General features: G+C 29.2%; 20 protein-coding genes, 1 tRNA gene and 1 other annotated feature. All 21 genes read left to right on the forward strand.

Annotation, left to right across the window (positions count from 1 at the left end):
• The 21 genes from JWYL7_RS00125 to tuf all read left to right on the forward strand — a co-directional run bounded on the left by JWYL7_RS00125 (position 1) and on the right by tuf (position 18,689).
• Positions 1-1,101 (forward strand): PIN/TRAM domain-containing protein, encoded by a 1,101-nt coding sequence (locus JWYL7_RS00125; protein WP_066067240.1) that lies wholly within the window; start codon positions 1-3, stop codon positions 1,099-1,101.
• A 120-nt stretch (positions 1,102-1,221) separates the two neighbouring features.
• Positions 1,222-1,686 (forward strand): helix-turn-helix transcriptional regulator, encoded by a 465-nt coding sequence (locus JWYL7_RS00130; RefSeq protein WP_066067242.1) that lies wholly within the window; start codon positions 1,222-1,224, stop codon positions 1,684-1,686.
• A 4-nt stretch (positions 1,687-1,690) separates the two neighbouring features.
• Positions 1,691-2,764, forward strand: coding sequence for a DUF2157 domain-containing protein (locus tag JWYL7_RS00135; RefSeq protein WP_066067246.1), 1,074 nt, complete (start codon positions 1,691-1,693; stop codon positions 2,762-2,764).
• Positions 2,757-3,305: a GDYXXLXY domain-containing protein gene (locus tag JWYL7_RS00140; protein WP_066067250.1), complete on the forward strand. Its 549-nt coding sequence runs from the start codon at positions 2,757-2,759 to the stop codon at positions 3,303-3,305. Before JWYL7_RS00135 ends, JWYL7_RS00140 begins: the two co-directional genes overlap by 8 nt.
• A 27-nt stretch (positions 3,306-3,332) precedes the next feature.
• A complete protein-coding gene (gene ispD, locus JWYL7_RS00145) occupies positions 3,333-4,019 on the forward strand; it encodes a 2-C-methyl-D-erythritol 4-phosphate cytidylyltransferase (protein ID WP_149683765.1) in 687 nt (228 codons plus the stop codon).
• Positions 4,020-4,021: 2 nt separating this feature from the next.
• On the forward strand, positions 4,022-4,495 hold the full coding sequence (gene ispF, locus JWYL7_RS00150) for a 2-C-methyl-D-erythritol 2,4-cyclodiphosphate synthase (RefSeq protein WP_066067253.1): 474 nt from the start codon (positions 4,022-4,024) through the stop codon (positions 4,493-4,495).
• Between the two features lie 35 nt (positions 4,496-4,530).
• Positions 4,531-4,741: a binding site (T-box leader), on the forward strand.
• 53 nt (positions 4,742-4,794) lie between these two features.
• Positions 4,795-6,237 (forward strand): proline--tRNA ligase, encoded by a 1,443-nt coding sequence (gene proS / locus JWYL7_RS00155; protein WP_066067256.1) that lies wholly within the window; start codon positions 4,795-4,797, stop codon positions 6,235-6,237.
• Between the two features lie 48 nt (positions 6,238-6,285).
• Entirely contained in the window at positions 6,286-7,821 is a 1,536-nt protein-coding gene (locus JWYL7_RS00160; RefSeq protein ID WP_066067258.1) for a YbaK/EbsC family protein, read from the forward strand.
• A gap of 44 nt (positions 7,822-7,865) precedes the next feature.
• Positions 7,866-9,347, forward strand: coding sequence for a glutamate--tRNA ligase (gene gltX / locus JWYL7_RS00165; protein ID WP_066067260.1), 1,482 nt, complete (start codon positions 7,866-7,868; stop codon positions 9,345-9,347).
• 128 nt (positions 9,348-9,475) lie between these two features.
• Positions 9,476-10,390, forward strand: a complete 915-nt coding sequence (gene cysK / locus JWYL7_RS00170) for a cysteine synthase A (protein WP_083528218.1) — start codon at positions 9,476-9,478, stop codon at positions 10,388-10,390.
• A 220-nt stretch (positions 10,391-10,610) separates the two neighbouring features.
• The gene (locus JWYL7_RS10450; protein WP_161937470.1) at positions 10,611-10,763 is read left to right on the forward strand and encodes a hypothetical protein; all 153 of its coding nucleotides are present in this window, start codon (positions 10,611-10,613) and stop codon (positions 10,761-10,763) included.
• A gap of 113 nt (positions 10,764-10,876) precedes the next feature.
• Positions 10,877-11,410 carry a serine O-acetyltransferase EpsC gene (gene epsC, locus JWYL7_RS00175; RefSeq protein WP_149683766.1) on the forward strand — a complete coding sequence of 178 codons (534 nt, stop codon included), beginning with the start codon at positions 10,877-10,879 and terminating at the stop codon, positions 11,408-11,410.
• 12 nt (positions 11,411-11,422) lie between these two features.
• Positions 11,423-12,817, forward strand: a complete 1,395-nt coding sequence (gene cysS, locus JWYL7_RS00180) for a cysteine--tRNA ligase (protein ID WP_066067269.1) — start codon at positions 11,423-11,425, stop codon at positions 12,815-12,817.
• Positions 12,818-13,210 carry a Mini-ribonuclease 3 gene (locus tag JWYL7_RS00185; RefSeq protein ID WP_066067272.1) on the forward strand — a complete coding sequence of 131 codons (393 nt, stop codon included), beginning with the start codon at positions 12,818-12,820 and terminating at the stop codon, positions 13,208-13,210. It abuts the gene before it with no gap.
• A 100-nt stretch (positions 13,211-13,310) separates the two neighbouring features.
• On the forward strand, positions 13,311-14,069 hold the full coding sequence (thyX, locus tag JWYL7_RS00190) for an FAD-dependent thymidylate synthase (RefSeq protein ID WP_066067274.1): 759 nt from the start codon (positions 13,311-13,313) through the stop codon (positions 14,067-14,069).
• 184 nt (positions 14,070-14,253) lie between these two features.
• Positions 14,254-15,174 (forward strand): RNA-guided endonuclease InsQ/TnpB family protein, encoded by a 921-nt coding sequence (locus JWYL7_RS00195; protein WP_066067277.1) that lies wholly within the window; start codon positions 14,254-14,256, stop codon positions 15,172-15,174.
• 184 nt (positions 15,175-15,358) lie between these two features.
• Positions 15,359-16,093, forward strand: a complete 735-nt coding sequence (gene rlmB / locus JWYL7_RS00200) for a 23S rRNA (guanosine(2251)-2'-O)-methyltransferase RlmB (RefSeq protein WP_066067280.1) — start codon at positions 15,359-15,361, stop codon at positions 16,091-16,093.
• Between the two features lie 2 nt (positions 16,094-16,095).
• Positions 16,096-16,617 carry an NYN domain-containing protein gene (locus tag JWYL7_RS00205; protein WP_066067283.1) on the forward strand — a complete coding sequence of 174 codons (522 nt, stop codon included), beginning with the start codon at positions 16,096-16,098 and terminating at the stop codon, positions 16,615-16,617.
• A 70-nt stretch (positions 16,618-16,687) separates the two neighbouring features.
• Positions 16,688-17,326 (forward strand): RNA polymerase sporulation sigma factor SigH, encoded by a 639-nt coding sequence (gene sigH / locus JWYL7_RS00210; RefSeq protein WP_066072251.1) that lies wholly within the window; start codon positions 16,688-16,690, stop codon positions 17,324-17,326.
• A gap of 53 nt (positions 17,327-17,379) precedes the next feature.
• Positions 17,380-17,455 (forward strand) — tRNA-Thr (locus JWYL7_RS00215).
• Between the two features lie 40 nt (positions 17,456-17,495).
• Positions 17,496-18,689 carry an elongation factor Tu gene (gene tuf, locus JWYL7_RS00220; protein ID WP_066067286.1) on the forward strand — a complete coding sequence of 398 codons (1,194 nt, stop codon included), beginning with the start codon at positions 17,496-17,498 and terminating at the stop codon, positions 18,687-18,689.
• Positions 18,690-18,791 lie beyond the last annotated feature (102 nt).

Consider the following 18,791-nt stretch of genomic DNA (forward strand, 5'->3'; position numbering starts at 1 on the left):
ATGATAAATAAAATTATTAAGGCTCTTATGGCTTTAGTAGGAATAACTATTGGAGTTGCTTTATATTTTTATTTTGTAAAGATATTCCCAGGACTTTGGCATCTACCAGTAGCATATAAAGCTTTAGGATCAATATTTTCAGGACTTATAACAGGACTTGTATTTTATTTAATTTCTCCATGGCTTTTAAAAGAAGGTAAAAATATGGCTAGTTGGGTTGATAAGGAACTATCCAAAGTACCACCTATAGAAATATTGATAGGATCAATAGGGCTTGCTTTAGGATTGTTTATAGCTTATCTTATAAGTCAGCTTTTAATCCAAATACCAGTACCAATAGTTGGAACAACTATATCAATAGTAGTATATATATTTATGGGGTATATAGGAGTTCACTTAGCTATAAAAAATAGAGAAGAACTGTTTAATTTTAATCTTATTTCAAAATTATCAACTCAGAAAGAAAAAACGATAAAAAAGACTTCTATGTCATCTCCTAAAATATTAGATACAAGTGTAATAATAGATGGAAGAATAGCAGACATATGTAAAACTGGATTTATAGAAGGCAAACTAGTTATACCTAACTTTGTATTAGAAGAATTAAGACATATAGCCGATTCTGCTGATGATCTAAAAAGAGTAAGAGGCAGACGAGGGCTTGATATATTAAATAAAATACAAAAAGAGCTTGATATTGAAGTTGAAATTTATGAAAAAGACTTTGAAGATATATCAGAAGTAGATAGTAAACTTCTCAAACTAGCTCAATTATTAGAAGGAAAAGTTGTAACAAATGATTATAATCTAAATAAAGTAGCTCAGTTTCATGGCGTAGATGTTCTAAATATAAATGAGCTTGCAAACGCAATAAAGCCAGTAGTTATTCCTGGAGAAGAAATGGTAGTTCAAATAATAAAAGATGGAAAAGAATCAGGGCAGGGAATAGCCTATCTAGATGATGGAACAATGATTGTAGTAGATGGAGGAAGAAAATATATAGGAGATACAATAGATGTATTAGTAACTTCCGTTCTTCAAACAGCAGCAGGAAGAATGATATTTGCAAAGCCTAAATTAGCAACAGAAAAATCTATCTAAAACTGTCGATATGTTATCGGCAGTTTTTTTGGTTTGAGTATAATAATAAATATAAATTGAAATAAATCAATATATAGTGTAAAATTACACTATAAACTATATAAATATCGGAGTGGTTATATGAATAAAGAGCAAGTAACTAGTATTATATCTAGAAAATTAAAGCTTGTAAGATGTGAATATGGATATTCTCAGGAGAAACTATCAGAGCTTTTAGGAATATCTAAAAAAACACTAATACAGGTAGAAAAAGAAAGAGTTGAATTGTCTTGGACTGCATGCATAGCTTTATGTACTTTGTTTAGAGATAGCGAAATACTTAGGATGACTTTTGGAGAAGATCCAGTTAAGTTCATACAAATAGTGGCTTTAGGTAAAATATATTTTCCTAAAAATAAAACAATGGGGGGAAGAGTATGGTGGAAAGAGATAAAAAGCGAAGGTATGTTTAAAATACAGCAAAATATTATAAGTAATCACTATAGAATAATAGATGACAAAAATAATAGATGGTTTAGTTCGTTTGATAAAGAGTATATAGAAAATAAGTTTAATTTATTAATTAGAGAAAATAATAGGGAGTGATAACATGAAAAAAAGATTAGTAAGTAAAAGTCAACTTAATTTTTTAGAAGAAGAGTTAGATTATTGTAAAAATAAAAATATTATAACTGTTGAGCAAAAAAATGCGATATTAGAAGAATACACACTACAAAAGATAAATTTTGTAAAGATAGTTTTAGTTATAGGAGCTGTTCTTATAGGACTTGGAGTATTGAGTTTTATAGCAAGTAACTGGGATAAAATAAGCAAAATGAGTAAATTTTTAGTGATATTAATCTTATATGTAGCAGTAAATACATCAAGTTTCGGGTTATCTATAAAATATCCTAAAACAAGCAAAAGTTTACTTTATCTAGGAGTTATTATATATGGTGCAGGTATATTTTTAATAGGCCAAATATTTAACTATGGTGGAGATTTTACAAATGCCTTTTTATTATGGGGTATAGGTATATTACCGTGTTCAGTAATTTTTAGAGAAGAGATTATATTTATATTTTCTCATGTTTTACTCCTTGTTTATCTAAATGGACATTTTAATTTTTATGATATGCCTTATTTTATCATAGGTATAGTTCCTTTAATGTATTACCTAAACAGGTATTTTGATAACTTTAAGATAGGTACATTTTTTAATAATCTTATACTTTTAAACTCTATTTTATATTTTCTTGTAAAGAATAATGTAAAAGATTTATATGTAGCATGGATATTCTTTTTAATAGGTCTAATTATGTACTATACTCCTTTGAAATTAAACAGATTTATATTTAAACTTCAAGGAATGATAGTCATTGGTATAAGTGGCCTTGCTCTTACTAATCCTTATATATGGTCAAAATTTAATATATTCTCAAATGGTGAGTTAGTAAGTATAGTATTTTCAATTTTGTTTGTAGCGTTTATGCTAATACTTGCTAAGAGTGGAAGTTTATTATCAGTGGTATTTATATGTGCGACTATATTAAGGTATTATTTTGACACACTATATGATTTTTTACCTAAATCTGTATTTTTCATAATAGGTGGAGTTATATTACTTGCATTTGGAATTTACTTTGAAAAACAAATAAAGAAAGGGGGAGATTTAGTTGAGTAATTTTAAAAAATATATTTTATCTAGTATTTTTCCAGTTACAATACTTATATGTATGACTATACTTCCTTTGATAACATATTTTAAGGGATATGAAATATTAATTCAAACAGAGCCTTATGATCCAAAAGATGTATTCAGAGGAGATTATGTTGTATTAAACTATAAGATAAATCAAGTAGAAATAGAAAAACTACCTGAAGAATTTATAAACGCTACAGAAGACAATTGGTATAAATTTAGAGGAAAAAAGCTTTATGCTGTTGTTAAAAAAGATGGCCAGTTTTATGATGTTGATTATGTGACGTTTGAAAAACCAAAGGGTAAATTGTTTTTAAATTGTAGATATGAGTATCCAATTTGGGACTTTGAATCTGGAAAAGAAAATGTAACATTAAAAGGAGCATTCTTAAGTTATAACTTAGATAGATTTTTTGTTCGTGAAAACACAGGAAAGACATTTGAGGATATGGCAAGAACAAGCAAGCTAAAAGCTAGAGTAAAAGTATTTAACGGATATTCTCTTTTAGTAGATGTATTTTAGTAGTATAATCATTTTGAGGTGATATTTGTGAATAGTGTAATAATAGTTGCAGCAGGAAAAGGAAAGCGTATGAACAAAGATATTAATAAGCAGTATATAAAGCTTTTAGATAAAGAGATAATTTATTATACTATTTCAGCTTTTGATAAAAATGAAAATATAGATGAAATAATAGTAGTTATATCTGAAAATGAAAAAGATTATTTTTATGAAAACATATTAAATAAATACAATTTCACTAAAAGTATAAAAGTGGTGTTTGGAGGAAAGGAAAGGCAAGACTCTGTTTTAAGTGGTATAAAGGCTTTAGATAAAATGTGTAAGATAGTATTAATACATGATGGAGCAAGACCGTTTATAGATAATAATATAATAGATTCTGTTATACGGGAAACAAAAGAGCATAAGGCAGTTGTAGTTGGAGTTCCTGTAAAAGATACTATAAAGGTTATAGATGAAAAAAATTATATAAAAACAACCCCTGAAAGAAAATTTTTATGGGCTGTTCAAACTCCTCAAGCATTTGATGTAGATATACTTAAAGAGTCTTATAAAAAAGCTTATAAAGACAATTATTATGGTACTGATGATTCTATGATTGTTGAAAGATGTAGTTATAAAGTAAAAATGATACTTGGAAGTTATGAAAATATAAAAATAACTACTGAAGAAGATTTGTATATAGGAGAAGAAATACTAAAAAGAAGGAGATAAATATGAGAGTGGGAATAGGATACGATGTTCATAAATTAGTTGAAGGAAGAGATTTGTATATAGGTGGAGTAAAGATTCCTTATGAAAAAGGTCTTTTAGGACATTCAGATGCAGATGTGTTACTTCACGCTATAAAAGATGCACTTTTAGGAGCTGCAGCTTTAGGAGATATAGGAAGGCATTTTCCAGATACTGATGATAAATATAAAGGAGTTAGTAGTTTATTTTTGCTTAAACAAGTCAATGATAAATTAAAAAATAAGGGATATAAATGTAATAATGTAGATTGTATAATCGTTGCACAAAAGCCTAAAATGGCACCTTATATCCATCAAATGAGAGAAAATATAGCTAAAGCATTAGAAATAGATATAGATGATGTAAACGTAAAGGCTACTACAACAGAAAAATTAGGATTTGAAGGAAGAGAAGAAGGAATATCAGCACATGCAATAGTATCTATTGACAAAATATAGTTTTTGATTTAAAATATGTTAAAAATTTTATAAAGAAAGAAGCTATGATGAGAAATAGTAAAAGTACGATGCTTTACAGAGAGGGAATTGTTGCTGAGAGATTCCTAAGCTTAGTATTTTGAACCAGTCTCGGAGCTTAAAGACTGAAATTTGAGTATGTCTTTACGGGTAAAACCGTTAGATTATAAGAGTGAGCACAATGCTTACTAGAGTGGTACCGCGGAAGGAATATCTTTCGTCTCTAGAAATAGAGGCGAAGGATTTTTTTTTAGAAAAATTTATGTAAAGGAGATGAAGTTATGGGAAAGAATGAAAAACAATTTGTTGAAGAAATTACTCCTATGGAAGTTGATTTTCCACAGTGGTATACAGATGTAATATTAAAAACTGATTTAGTTGACTATTCACCTGTAAAAGGATTTATGGTAATAAAACCATATGGATATGCTATATGGGAAAATATTCAATCATACCTAGATAAAAAATTCAAAGAAACAGGGCATAAAAACTGCTATTTTCCTCTTTTAATTCCTGAAAGCTTATTGAATAAAGAAGCTGAACACGTTGAAGGTTTTGCTCCAGAGGTTGCATGGGTAACTCATGGAGGTAAAAATGAGCTTTCTGAAAGATTATGTGTAAGACCAACATCAGAGACAATTATTTGTTCTATGTATTCTAAATGGTTAAAATCTTATAGAGATTTACCTTATTTATATAATCAATGGTGTTCAGTTGTAAGATGGGAAAAAAGTACAAGACCTTTCTTAAGAACATCAGAATTTTTATGGCAAGAAGGTCATACTCTTCATGAAACATATGAAGAAGCTCAAGAAGAGACTTTGCAAATGTTAAATATATATAAAGAAATGTGCGAAAACTTACTAGCAATTCCAGTTGTAACAGGAAGAAAAAGTGATAGAGAAAAATTTGCTGGAGCTGAAGCGACGTATACAATAGAGGCTTTAATGCACGATGGAAAAGCACTTCAATCAGGAACTAGTCACTTCCTAGGCCAGCACTTTACTAAAGCGTTTGATATTCAATATTCTGATAGAGAAGGAAAGTTAGCTTATCCATATCATACATCATGGGGAGTTTCAACAAGACTTATTGGTGGACTTATAATGGTTCATGGAGATAATAGGGGATTAGTTCTTCCGCCTAGAGTTGCTCCAATACAAGTAGTTATTGTTCCGATAGCAGCTCATAAAGGAAATGTTATGGAAAAAGTAGATGAATTGTACAATGAACTAAAATCTTCAATAAGAGTAGAAGTAGATGATAGAGCAAACTACTCTCCAGGATGGAAGTTTAATGAGTGGGAAATGAAAGGTGTTCCAATAAGAATAGAAATAGGTCCTAAAGATATAGAAAACAATCAAGTAGTAATATTTAGAAGAGATACATTAGAAAAACAAAAAGTATCTATGGATAATTTAAAAGAAACAATAGAGGATTTACTAGATAATATTCACAATACATTATTATCAAAAGCTCTTGAAATGAGAGAAAAGAAAACTTACACAGCTACAAATTTAGATGAATTTAAAAATATAATAGAAAATACTCCAGGATTTATAAAGGCTATGTGGTGTGGAGATGAAAAGTGTGAAGAAAAAATAAAAGAAGAAACAGGAGCTACTATAAGATGTATACCATTTGAACAAGAAAATATATCAGATAAGTGTATATGTTGTGATAAACAAGCAACTAAAATGGTTTATTTTGCTAAAGCTTACTAAAATTGAGGCAGTTCTTAAGAACTGCCTTATTTCTAAGGGGGATAAAACATGAAATTAAATGATATATATATAAAAACGTACAAGCAAAGTCCTTTAGATACACAAGTAGAAAGTTTAAATCTTTTATATAGATCAGGCTTTTTAAAATATTTAGAAGATGGAAGTTATGTGTACACTATACTAGGAAATTTATTTTTTAAAGAATTAGAGAATTTTATAAAAGAAAAATTCAAAGATTATAAAGATATAAGCGTAAGCCATACTATCTGTAATCCTGAAAATGTATTTAATAATGAAATTAAATCTTATAAAGAGCTTCCAGTAAAACTAGCATATAAATCTTTTTTGAAAAATGATGAGTATAAGTTTAAAGATGGCTTATTAAATCCTAAAGTTGATAATGTATTAAATCTAATAGATATAGGAAATGGTGAGGATATAGATTTTAAAATAAAAACAATAAAAGAAAATGTAGATCAAATTTTATCGCATCTTAATATAAAATTTATAAAAAGTGATAATAAAAACTATAAAACTAAATACTTTTATAAAACCAGTTATCCACTAAAAGAAATAATTTCGTGTGAAAACTGTGGATATAATGACTATAAAATAAAAGCAAAATCTTGTCCAGAAAAAGAGTTATCCACAGAGCAGATAAAAGAAAAAGAGTATATCTACACTCCAAACATAGGTAGTATAGATGAACTTGAAAAGTTTTTAGATATATCATCTACTAAACTTATAAAGACATTAATCTTTAAATGTGAAGAAAAAATAATAGCAGTTTTACTAAGAGGGGATAGAGCTTTAAATATAAATTTATTATCTGAGTTTTTAAACTTACCTAAAGAAAAAATAACTATGGCAGATGAAGAAGATATAAAAAAAGCTACTAATGCTAAAGTTGGGTTTGCAGGTCCAATAGGTATAAAAGTTGATAAAGTCCTTGCAGATGAAGAAGTTTTGTATATAAAAAATGCAGTAGTAGGAGCTAATAAAACTGATTATCATATAAAAAATGTAAATTATAATAAGGACTTTACAGTAGATGATATAGGAAACTTTAAACTAGCATCTGAAAATGAAAAATGTATAAACTGCTCTAGTCAATTAAAATTAGAAAACGGAACAAGTTTTATAGATATAGATGTTATAAAGACAAAGTATACTCATCTGAATAGTCAAGGCAAAGAAGAAAATTTATATAATATCAAAGTAAAGTTTTATTTAGATAGATTATTTTCTATAATAGTTGAAGAAAATAAAGATGAATATGGAATTAAGTGGCCTAAAGATGTAAGTTACTTTGATTATCACGTTATAATAGGAAATATAAAAAATGAAAATGAAGTAAAAGTCTCACTTAATATTTATAACAATTTAAAAGATAAAGGATATAATGTACTTTTAGACGATAGAAAAGAAAGAATAGGATTTAAGTTTAAAGATAGTGAGCTTATAGGTATTCCTAAGATAATTGTAGTTGGAAAAGAAATAGAAAATAATCTTATAGAAGTAAAAGATAGAATAGGCAACGTATCAATTAAAGAAGATATAACTACATTTACATCTTTAGAATAATATAATATAATCATAAAGATAAATTTGTACTAGGAGGTTATTTGATGAGCGTTAGAGTTAGATTTGCTCCAAGCCCAACAGGATTTGTTCATATAGGAAGCTTAAGAACAGCTTTATACAACTATTTATTTGCAAAAAAAATGGGTGGAAAGTATATTTTGAGAGTAGAAGATACTGACCAAAGTAGATTTGTAGAAGGCGCTATAGAAGGAATGCTTGAATCTATGGATTGGGCAGGAATTAAACATGATGAAGGTGTATTTATAGATGAAAACAAAAACTTATACCAAAGCGGAGAGTATGGACCTTATATACAGTCTGAAAGGCTGGATATATACAAAAAATACATAAAAGAGCTTTTAGATAAGGGACATGCTTATTATTGTTTTTGTTCTAAAGAAAGATTAGACAAAGTTAGAGAAATACAAAAAGCAGAAGGAAAAATACCTAGATATGATGGATTCTGTAAGGGGCTTTCTGAAGAAGAAGTAAAGCAAAAAATAGAATCTGGGCAAAGTTATGTTATAAGATTGAAGTTGCCTGCAAATACAGAAATAAAATTTGATGATATAGTAAGAGGAGTCGTTTCTATAAATACAAATGACTTAGATGATCAAGTTCTTATGAAGTCAGATGGATTTCCAACATATCATTTTGCAGTGGTAGTTGATGATCATCTAATGAAAATTACCCATGTAATAAGAGGTGAAGAGTGGCTTTCATCAACTCCAAAGCATATTTATTTATACGAAGCATTTGGATGGAAAGCGCCTACATTTGTTCATCTTCCAAATATATTAAATTCAGAAAGAAAGAAATTAAGCAAAAGACATGGAGATGTAGCGGTTGAAGATTTCAAGAAAAAAGGATATCTACCAGAAGGTCTAGTAAATTATGTATCACTTGTTGGTTGGTCTCCAGAAGAAAATAAAGAAATATTTAGTTTAAAAGAACTAGAGGAAGTTTTTTCTCTAGAGAGAGTATCAAAAAGTGGAGGAGTATTTGACACAGATAAATTAAATTGGATAAATCAACACTATATAAAAGAGTGTGATGACAATGTATTAACAGATATTGCTATACCATTTTTAATAGAAGCTGGATATATAAGCAAAGAAGATATAAATGAAAAATATGAATGGATAAAAGATATAGTATCTGTAGTAAAAGAAAGCCTTCAATATGTTAAACAAATTACAGATAAGGTAAATATATTCTTTGGTGATACTGTAGAGCTTGAAAATGACGAATGTAGAGAATTTTTAAAGCTTGAACACATACCTACCTTAATAGATGCTCTAGAGCAAAAAATATCACAAAAAGAAAATATAGATGAACAAGCAGTAAAAGAAATATTTAAAGAAATACAAAAAGAGTATGGAATAAAAGGAAAGAACTTATTTATGGGAACAAGAATAATCCTTACAGGCCAAATGCATGGACCTGAAATTCCTCAAGTAGTTAAAATATTAGGAAAAGAAACTGTATTAAATAGAATAAAATATGTAAAAGAAAATATATTATAATTAAAAGTAAACACCTGCACACAGCAGGTGTTTATCATTTTGATAAAAAATTGTTGACAACATATCTAGCGCATATTATCATATATTATATAATTCTGATAAGAATACTATGAAATGGAGGAATGTATATGATATACAATAATATAGGTAATCTTATAGGAAATACTCCTATAGTGAAATTAAATAATATAGTTGATGATAATATGGCAAATATATATGTAAAATTAGAATTTTTTAACCCTGGAGGATCTGTAAAAGATAGAATAGCACTAAATATGATAGAAAAAATGGAAGAAAGAGGAATATTAAAAAAGGGATACACAATAGTAGAGCCAACAAGTGGTAATACAGGCATAGGTATTGCGATGGTATGTGCTTATAAAGGATATGATGTTATACTTGTAATGCCTGAGACTATGAGTATAGAAAGAAGAAAAATTTTATCAGGATACGGTGCGAAGCTAGTTTTAACAGAAGGTAGTAAAGGTATGAAAGGAGCTGTAGAAAAAGCTTGTGAGCTTGTATCAAAAAACGAAAATTATGTTATGCTAAGTCAATTTGAAAATATGGATAATCCTGATATTCATAGAAAAGCAACAGCTGTAGAAATACTAAATGATTTTGGTAAAAATATAGATGCATTTGTTGCTGGAGTTGGTACAGGTGGAACTATAACAGGGGTTGGCCAAGTCTTAAAAAAAGAAATTCCAAATATAAAAATAGTTGCTGTAGAACCATTAGCATCACCTGTATTGTCTGGAGGTACAGCAGGACCTCATAAAATACAAGGTATAGGTGCAGGATTTATTCCTAAAGTTTTAGATCGAAATATAATAGATAAAATTATCAAAATTTCAAATGAAGAATCTTTTGAAATGGCAAGAAATATAGCTAAAAAAGAGGGATTATTTTTAGGAATTTCATCAGGAGCTGCAATAGCTGCAGCTTATAAATTAGCAAAAGAACTAGGAAAAGGAAAAAATATAGTAGTAATATCTCCTGATAATGGAGAAAGGTATCTAAGTACAGATTTGTATGAATAAAATATTTTTGTAACACATAGAAAAATTTTCTTCTTTTGCAAAATAAGGTAAATAAAAAGTTTCTAAAAAAAAGGAATTTTTAGAAAAAAATATAATATATTTATATATAGCCTAACAAATTTATGACAAATATCAAATTATGACATAAATCATGAATATTATGCATTAAATGTGGATATATTGTATTGTAGTCTTATTTTGCAAAGGAGGTTTGCCAAAGGTGAACAAGGAGCTTGAAGAAGTAAAAATAGAATTAAAAAGTATTTGTGAACAATTTACAAATATTTTAAAAAGATTAGAGTCAGAAAATGTAATAACAAAAGAAGAATTTATAGAGTATTCCTCTAAAAAAATAGAGTTTTTGAATAGTTAATCTTAAAGCCTTGAATTAAAATTCAGGGCTTTAAATTTTATTATCATTATGATATATTAAAGCATATAATTCATATAAGTTTAATAGGGATTAAAAGAGGGGGTTTGTTCAATATGAAAATAAAAGATGAAATTAATGCTATTAAGAAAAATGATCCTGCTGCTAGAAATACTTTAGAAATTATACTTAATTATCCTGGTCTTCATGCTATAATTATGCATAGGTTTGCTCACTTTTTTTATAAAAAGGAATTTTTTCTTATTGCTAGAATAATATCTAATATTAATAGGTTTCTAACAGGAATAGAGATACATCCAGGAGCAAAAATAGGAAAGGGTCTTTTTATAGATCATGGAATGGGTATAGTAATAGGAGAAACAGCTGAAATAGGTGATAATGTAACTATATATCATGGAGTGACTTTAGGAGGAACAGGAAAAGATAAGGGTAAAAGACATCCTACAATAGGTAATAATGTAATAATATCAGCAGGTGCAAAAGTGCTAGGGCCTATATATATAGGGGACAATTCAAAAATAGGAGCTAATGCTGTTGTTTTAAAAGATGTAGATCCTAACTGCACTGTAGTTGGTATTCCTGCAAAAGTTGTGAAAAGAAATGGAATTAAAGTAGATGAAAAACTATAAAGAGGTGATTTTGTGAAACTTTATAATACTTTAACAAGACAAAAGGAAGAGTTTGTTCCTATAGAAGAAGGAAAAGTTAAAATGTATGTTTGCGGACCTACTGTGTATAACTACTTTCATATAGGAAATGCAAGACCTTTTATAATGTTTGATGTACTTAGAAGATACTTTGAATATAAAGGATATGAGGTTTTATATGTTCAAAATTTTACAGATGTTGATGATAAAATAATAAATAAAGCAAATGAAGAAGGTATATCAGCAAAAGAAGTTGCAAACAAATATATAAAAGAATATTTTAAAGATGCGGATGCGCTAGGAATTAAAAGAGCAACTGTTCATCCAAGAGTTACAGAAAATATAAATGAGATAATCGATTTTATAAAGGATCTTCAACAAAAAGGATATGCTTATGAAGTAGATGGAGATGTTTACTTTGACACTAAAAAATTTGAAGACTATGGAAAGTTATCAAAACAAAATATAAAAGAGCTAGAACTTGGTGCAAGGATAGAAGTTAATGATAAAAAGAAAAATCCTATGGATTTTGTTCTTTGGAAAGCTAAGAAAGAAAATGAGCCTGGATGGGAAAGCCCTTGGGGAGAAGGAAGACCTGGTTGGCACATAGAATGTTCGGTTATGGCATCAAGATACTTGGGAGATACAATAGATATTCATGCTGGAGGTCAAGACCTTACATTCCCACACCACGAAAATGAAATAGCTCAAAGTGAAGCAAAAAGTGGAAAACAATTTGCAAGATATTGGCTCCACAATGGATATATAAACATAAATAATGAGAAAATGTCAAAGTCAAAAGGAAATTTCTTTACTGTAAGAGATATATCAAAAGAAGTAGATCTTGAGGTTGTAAGGTTTTTTATGCTTTCTTCTCACTATAGAAATCCTGTAAATTTTAGTGATGAACTTTTAAACCAAGCAAAATCAGGACTTGAAAGACTTTATAATTGCAAAGAAAAACTTGAGTTTTTAATTAAAAACATACAAGGTGATATAAAAGAGAACGAACAGCCTATAAAGAAAGAGTTAAATGATTTTAAGAAAAAGTTTGAAGAAAGCATGGATGATGATCTAAACACAGCAGATGCTATAAGTGTTATATTTGAACTTGTTAGATATATAAATACTAATATAAATGAAAATAGTTCTTTAGAAATTGCACAAGATGCTCTTTTGGTATTCAAAGAGCTTACAGGAGTTTTAAATATAGCCAATAAAGAAAAAAATGATATTTTAGATGAAGAAATAGAAAAAATGATACAAGAAAGACAAAAGGCAAAGAAAGAGAAAAACTTTGAATTAGCTGACAAGATAAGAGATGATCTTAAAAAAATGGGAATTATTTTAGAAGATACAAGACAAGGAGTAAAATGGAGAAGAGTATAAATGGAAATTAAAGACGTTGATATGAAACAGCCATTAGTATTAGCTTATATAGGAGATTCTGTTTACGAAGTATATGTAAGAAAATATTTAGTTGAAAAATACAACAATATAAAAGTAAATGAGCTTCATAAAAAGGCTACACAATTTGTAAAAGCAAAATCTCAGTGTATTATTGTCAAAAATTTAGAAAATGAGTTAACAGATAAAGAAATGTCTATAGTTAAAAGAGCTAGGAATCAAAAATCAAATACCATACCTAAAAATGCTCAGGTAATAGATTATAAGTATGCTACAGCCTTTGAAGCTTTAATAGGATATTTATATTTAAGTAATGATATTGAAAGAATGGAGTATTTAATTCAAAAATCTATAAAAATAATAGAACAGATATAAAATATTTATATATTAAAAAGTCTTCCTTAGAATCTTTCTACGGAAGACTTTATTTTGTGGTATAATAAAGTTTATTATAAAAGTGGGGAGGTTATCAAAAATGAAAGTACAACTTATATCATATACACCTAATCCAGAAAAATTAATAGCTATGGCTGCTAAACTTTGCTACTCTCCAGTTGGAGTATCAGAAATAGAAAAAAATCTTACAGATGAAAAAATAGAAAAATTTTTAAATATGCTTTTAGATTTAGGTCATGAAAGTCCAATAGAACATGTAAATTTTACATTTGCAGTAGAAGGAATATCAAGAAGTTGCTCACATCAAATAGTAAGACATAGAATAGCTTCTTATTCTCAGCAAAGTCAAAGATATGTAAAACTTGATCAGTTTGAATATATAATTCCTCCAGAGATTGAAGCAATTCCTCAGGCTAAAGAAAAATTTATAAAGGCAATGGAAAATGATCAAAAAACTTATGATGAACTTGTACAGATTCTTACAAAAAAACACTACGATAATTTTATAAAAGATGGAAAAACTGAAAAAGAAGCTAAACTCCTTTCGCAAAAAAAGGCTATAGAAGATGCTAGATATGTATTTCCTAACGCATGCGAAACTAAGCTAGTGTTTACTATGAATGCTAGAACTTTATTTAATTTCTTTAAACATAGATGTTGTGAAAGAGCTCAATGGGAGATAAGACAATTAGCAATACAAATGTTAAAGCAGGTAAGAAAAGTTGCTCCTAATGTGTTTAAAAATATAGGTCCTAGCTGTCTAACAGGAGCATGTCCAGAAGGGAATATGACTTGTGGGAAAGCAAATCAGATAAGGGAATATTTTAAAAATATTTAAGAGGCGTGTAAACAGTTGAAAAATATTTATAAATTCATGCAAAAACCTTATAATTTTTACAACATAATGTTATGATTATTATGAAGTGATGGAAATGAAATATTATAGTATAGGTGAATTTGCTAAGTTGATAGGAAAAACAGAGCAAACAAAGCTAAGAAAATGATTAAGGTGCTATTAGAAGATGATTAAGACTTATAAAGTTAAGCTTTTACCTAACAATAAACAACGAACAAAGCTATTCGAGTGTGCTTCAGTCGCAAGATGGGCATATAACTTTGCGTTAGCAACACAGCAAGAAAACTATAAAAATGGTGGTAAATTTTTAAATGATTGTGAACTTAGAAAAAGATTAACACAATTAAAGAAACAAAAAGAATATACTTGGCTTAACAATTACTCAAATAATATAACAAAACAAGCTATAAAAGATGCCTGTATTGCATATAAAAACTTCTTTGAAGGTAGAGCAAACTTTCCTAAGTTTAAGTTAAAAAAGAAAAGTAAGCCAAGCTTTTATCAAGATACAATAAGTACAGGACAAAAGTACAAAAACATAAATAAAACAAGTAAAATTAAAAAACTTGAGAAAAGACAAAAAAGATTACAAAAAAGGCTATCTAAAAAATATGAATTAAACAAAATTCAAATGAACGGAGGTGAATACCGTTATAGAAAAACTAACAATATAAAAAAGTTAGAATTCCTTGTTTTAAAAATGAGAAGAAGGCTTAAAAACATAAGGCATAATTATATTCATCAGATAACTACATCTTTGGTGAAAGCCAAGCCAGAGTATGTAGTTATGGAAAACTTAAATACTTATGGGATGCTAAAAAATAAAAGATTATCAAAATCAATACAAGAGCAGCTATTTTACGAATTTAAAAGACAAATGGAATATAAATGTGCCTTAAATGATATTAAATTTATACTTGCAGATACATTCTATCCTTCATCTAAAACTTGTAGCAGATGTGGTGCTTTAAAAAACAAACTTTCTTTATCAGAAAGAACATTTATATGTGATGAATGTGGGCACGAGATAGATAGAGACTTAAATGCAAGTATAAACCTAAAAAATTATGGTAAATCAATAGCATAGCATCTAAAGCAGTTATTGATATGTACCGATTCGTTAGTCGGGAATTTAAGCCTTCGGAGTGTTAAATAAACAGGAGTAGATTTTTCGAAACTGGACACAATGAACAAGGAAGGAAACGTAAACTTTTATAAGGTTTGATAAAAACTTTATAAAGTTTTATAAGTTTTCTGTAACGGTGGTATTTTTGATTAAAATAGAAGGTAGAAATCCTGTTATAGAAGCTTTAAAAAGTGATAGATATATAGAGAAAATAATGGTGTCTACTTCAGCTAAGGAAGGCTCTATAAACAAGATAGTAAAAATGGCAAAAGAAAAAGGGATTGTAGTTCAATACGTAGATAAAGTTAAACTCAACGAAATAAGCCAAAGTCATTCTCATCAAGGAGTTATAGCTATAGCGAGTGATTATAAATACTTTGATATTGATGAACTTTTACAAATACCAAAAGAAAAAAATGAAGATCCATTTTTTATAATACTAGACGAAATAACAGATCCTCATAATTTAGGATCTATAATAAGGACAGCTGATGCTGTAGGAGCTCATGGGATAATAATTCCTAAAAGAAGATCAGCTACAATTACTCCTACAGTTATAAAGTCATCAGCAGGAGCTGCAGAATATGTTCCTATATGTAAGGTTACAAATATAGTAAATGCTATAAAGAAGTTAAAAGAAAATGGAGTTTGGATAGTAGGAACAGATATGGATGGAGATATTCATTACGAAAAGGATTTAACTGGAGCAGTTGGCTTAGTCATAGGAAGTGAAGGTTTTGGTATATCAAGACTTGTAAAAGAAAATTGTGACTTTATAGTTAAAATACCAATGGTTGGGAATGTATCTTCGCTAAACGCATCAGTAGCTTGTTCTATTGTTTTATATGAGATATTTAGGCAAAGAGAAAAGAGTAGATAAATATGAATAAAAAGCAATACCTTGTTGTTGATGGATACAACATAATAAATGCTTGGGAAGACCTTAAAGTAATAAGTCAAGAAAATCTAGAGATGGCTAGAGATAAGCTGATAGATATAATGACTGAATATGGAGCATACAAAGGTTTTTATGTAATAGTTGTATTTGATGCTTATTTAGTAAAGGGGCCTAGAAAAGATTATGAGGAAATAAGGGGGAAAAATATAAAGGTTGTATATACAAAAGAAAATCAAACAGCCGATACATATATAGAAAAAATAATAAGTGAAATAGGAAAAAAACATATAATAAAAGTTGCAACTAATGATTGGGCTCAGCAACAAATAGTTTTGGGAAGCGGTGCTTTTAGGGTATCTGCTAGAGAACTCAAAATTGATGTAGAGCTTTCTCAAAAGAAGATATCTAAGAAGATAAAAGAGACAAAAATACAAAAAACAACACTAGATTCTATTTTGGATAAAAATACTTTGTCGAAACTTGAGAAAATACGCAGAAACCATTGAAATTAGTTGACTTGAAGTATTTTATTAACTATAATATGAATTGTTGAGGTTTAGTTTATTAGGGGGGGTAATTTTGCAAGCAAAAGAAAAATATATACTTGATGATGAAAACGGAGTAGAAGAAATCGTTTTAAGAGCTCAAAATGGGGATCAGCGTAGTTTAGATTATCTGATGAATAAGTATAAAAACTTTGTAAGATCAAAGGCAAAAGCCTACTTTTTAGTAGGAGCAGATAAGGAAGATATAATGCAAGAAGGAATGATAGGTTTATATAAAGCTATAAGAGATTACAATGAAGAAAAAACTTCTTCGTTCAAAACATTTGCAGAACTTTGTATAACAAGACAAATAATAACAGCAATAAAAGCTGCTACAAGACAAAAACATATACCTTTAAACTCTTATGTATCTTTAAATAAACCTATATATGACGAAGAATCTGATAGAACGCTTTTAGATATAATAACAGGAAGTATTGTATCGGATCCAGAAGAGCTTTTGATCAGTAGGGAAGAGATAAAAAATATAGAAAGTAAAATAAATGAAATACTTAGTAGTTTAGAACTTGAAGTTTTAGGCCTTTATTTAAAAGGTAAATCATACCAAGAAATAGCCTGCAAGCTGAATAGACACGTAAAATCTATTGATAATGCTTTGCAAAGAGTAAAAAGAAAACTTGAAAAGTATCTAGAAAGTAGGAAAGGGTAAAACATATTGACTTTACCCTATATGAGTAGTACAATAAACTTGCAGTTTTAAGTGCCCATGTGGCTCAGTCGGTAGAGCGTCGCCTTGGTAAGGCGGAGGTCGGCGGTTCGAGTCCGCTCGTGGGCTCCAAAATTTATCATGATTCCTACATAAAAGAGGAGGGTTTAAAATGGCAAAAGCTAAATTTGAAAGAACTAAGCCACACGTTAACATTGGAACAATAGGACACGTTGACCACGGTAAAACAACATTAACAGCAGCTATAACAAAGACATTACATGCAAGATATGGACTTGGAGAAGCAGTAGATTTTGAAAACATAGATAAAGCTCCAGAAGAAAGAGAAAGAGGAATTACAATATCAACAGCACACGTTGAGTACGAAACACCAAACAGACACTATGCACACGTTGACTGCCCAGGACATGCTGACTACGTTAAAAACATGATCACAGGAGCAGCACAAATGGATGGAGCGATACTTGTTTGTTCGGCAGTAGATGGACCAATGCCACAAACAAGAGAGCACATACTATTATCAAGACAAGTTGGTGTTCCATACATCGTAGTATTCTTAAACAAATGTGATATGGTAGATGACGAAGAGTTATTAGAACTTGTTGAAATGGAAATAAGAGACTTATTAAATCAATATGAGTTCCCAGGAGATGACACTCCAATAGTAAGAGGATCAGCTTTACAAGCGCTTAACGATCCAATGGGACCATGGGGAGACAAAATAGTAGAATTATTCGAGCAAATAGATGCATACATTCCAGAGCCAGAAAGAGATATAGACAAAACATTCCTAATGCCAGTAGAAGACGTATTCTCAATCACAGGAAGAGGAACAGTTGCAACTGGTAGAGTAGAAAGAGGAATCTTAAAAGTACAAGACGAAGTAGAAATAGTAGGACTTACAGATGAGCCAAGAAAAGTAGTAGTAACAGGAGTAGAAATGTTCAGAAAGTTATTAGATCAAGCGCAAGCTGGAGATAACATAGGAGCATTATTAAGAGGAGTTCAAAGAGACGAAATCGAAAGAGGACAAGTTCTTGCAAAACCAGGAACAATCAAACCTCACACTAAATTCAAAGCAGAGGTATACGTATTAAAGAAAGAAGAGGGAGGAAGACATACTCCATTCTTCGATGGATATAGACCACAATTCTACTTTAGAACAACAGACGTAACAGGAGCTATCAAACTTCCAGATGGAGTAGAGATGGTAATGCCTGGAGATAACATAACAATGACAGTAGAATTAATTACTCCAATAGCTATAGAAGAAGGATTAAGATTCGCTATCCGTGAGGGTGGAAGAACAGTAGGAGCAGGAGTAGTTGCTAGCATAATAGAATAATAAATACTTTGTAAAAAGAAGGGTTAAACCCCTTCTTTTTTTCCTAGATGAAAATTTCTAATATAATCCATATGATAGACACAAAAAAGGTTTGACATAAGG

Origin of the sequence: Alkalithermobacter thermoalcaliphilus JW-YL-7 = DSM 7308, from assembly GCA_001584565.1 — a bacterium.
Classification (GTDB): Bacteria; Bacillota; Clostridia; order Peptostreptococcales; family Peptostreptococcaceae; genus Alkalithermobacter; species Alkalithermobacter thermoalcaliphilus.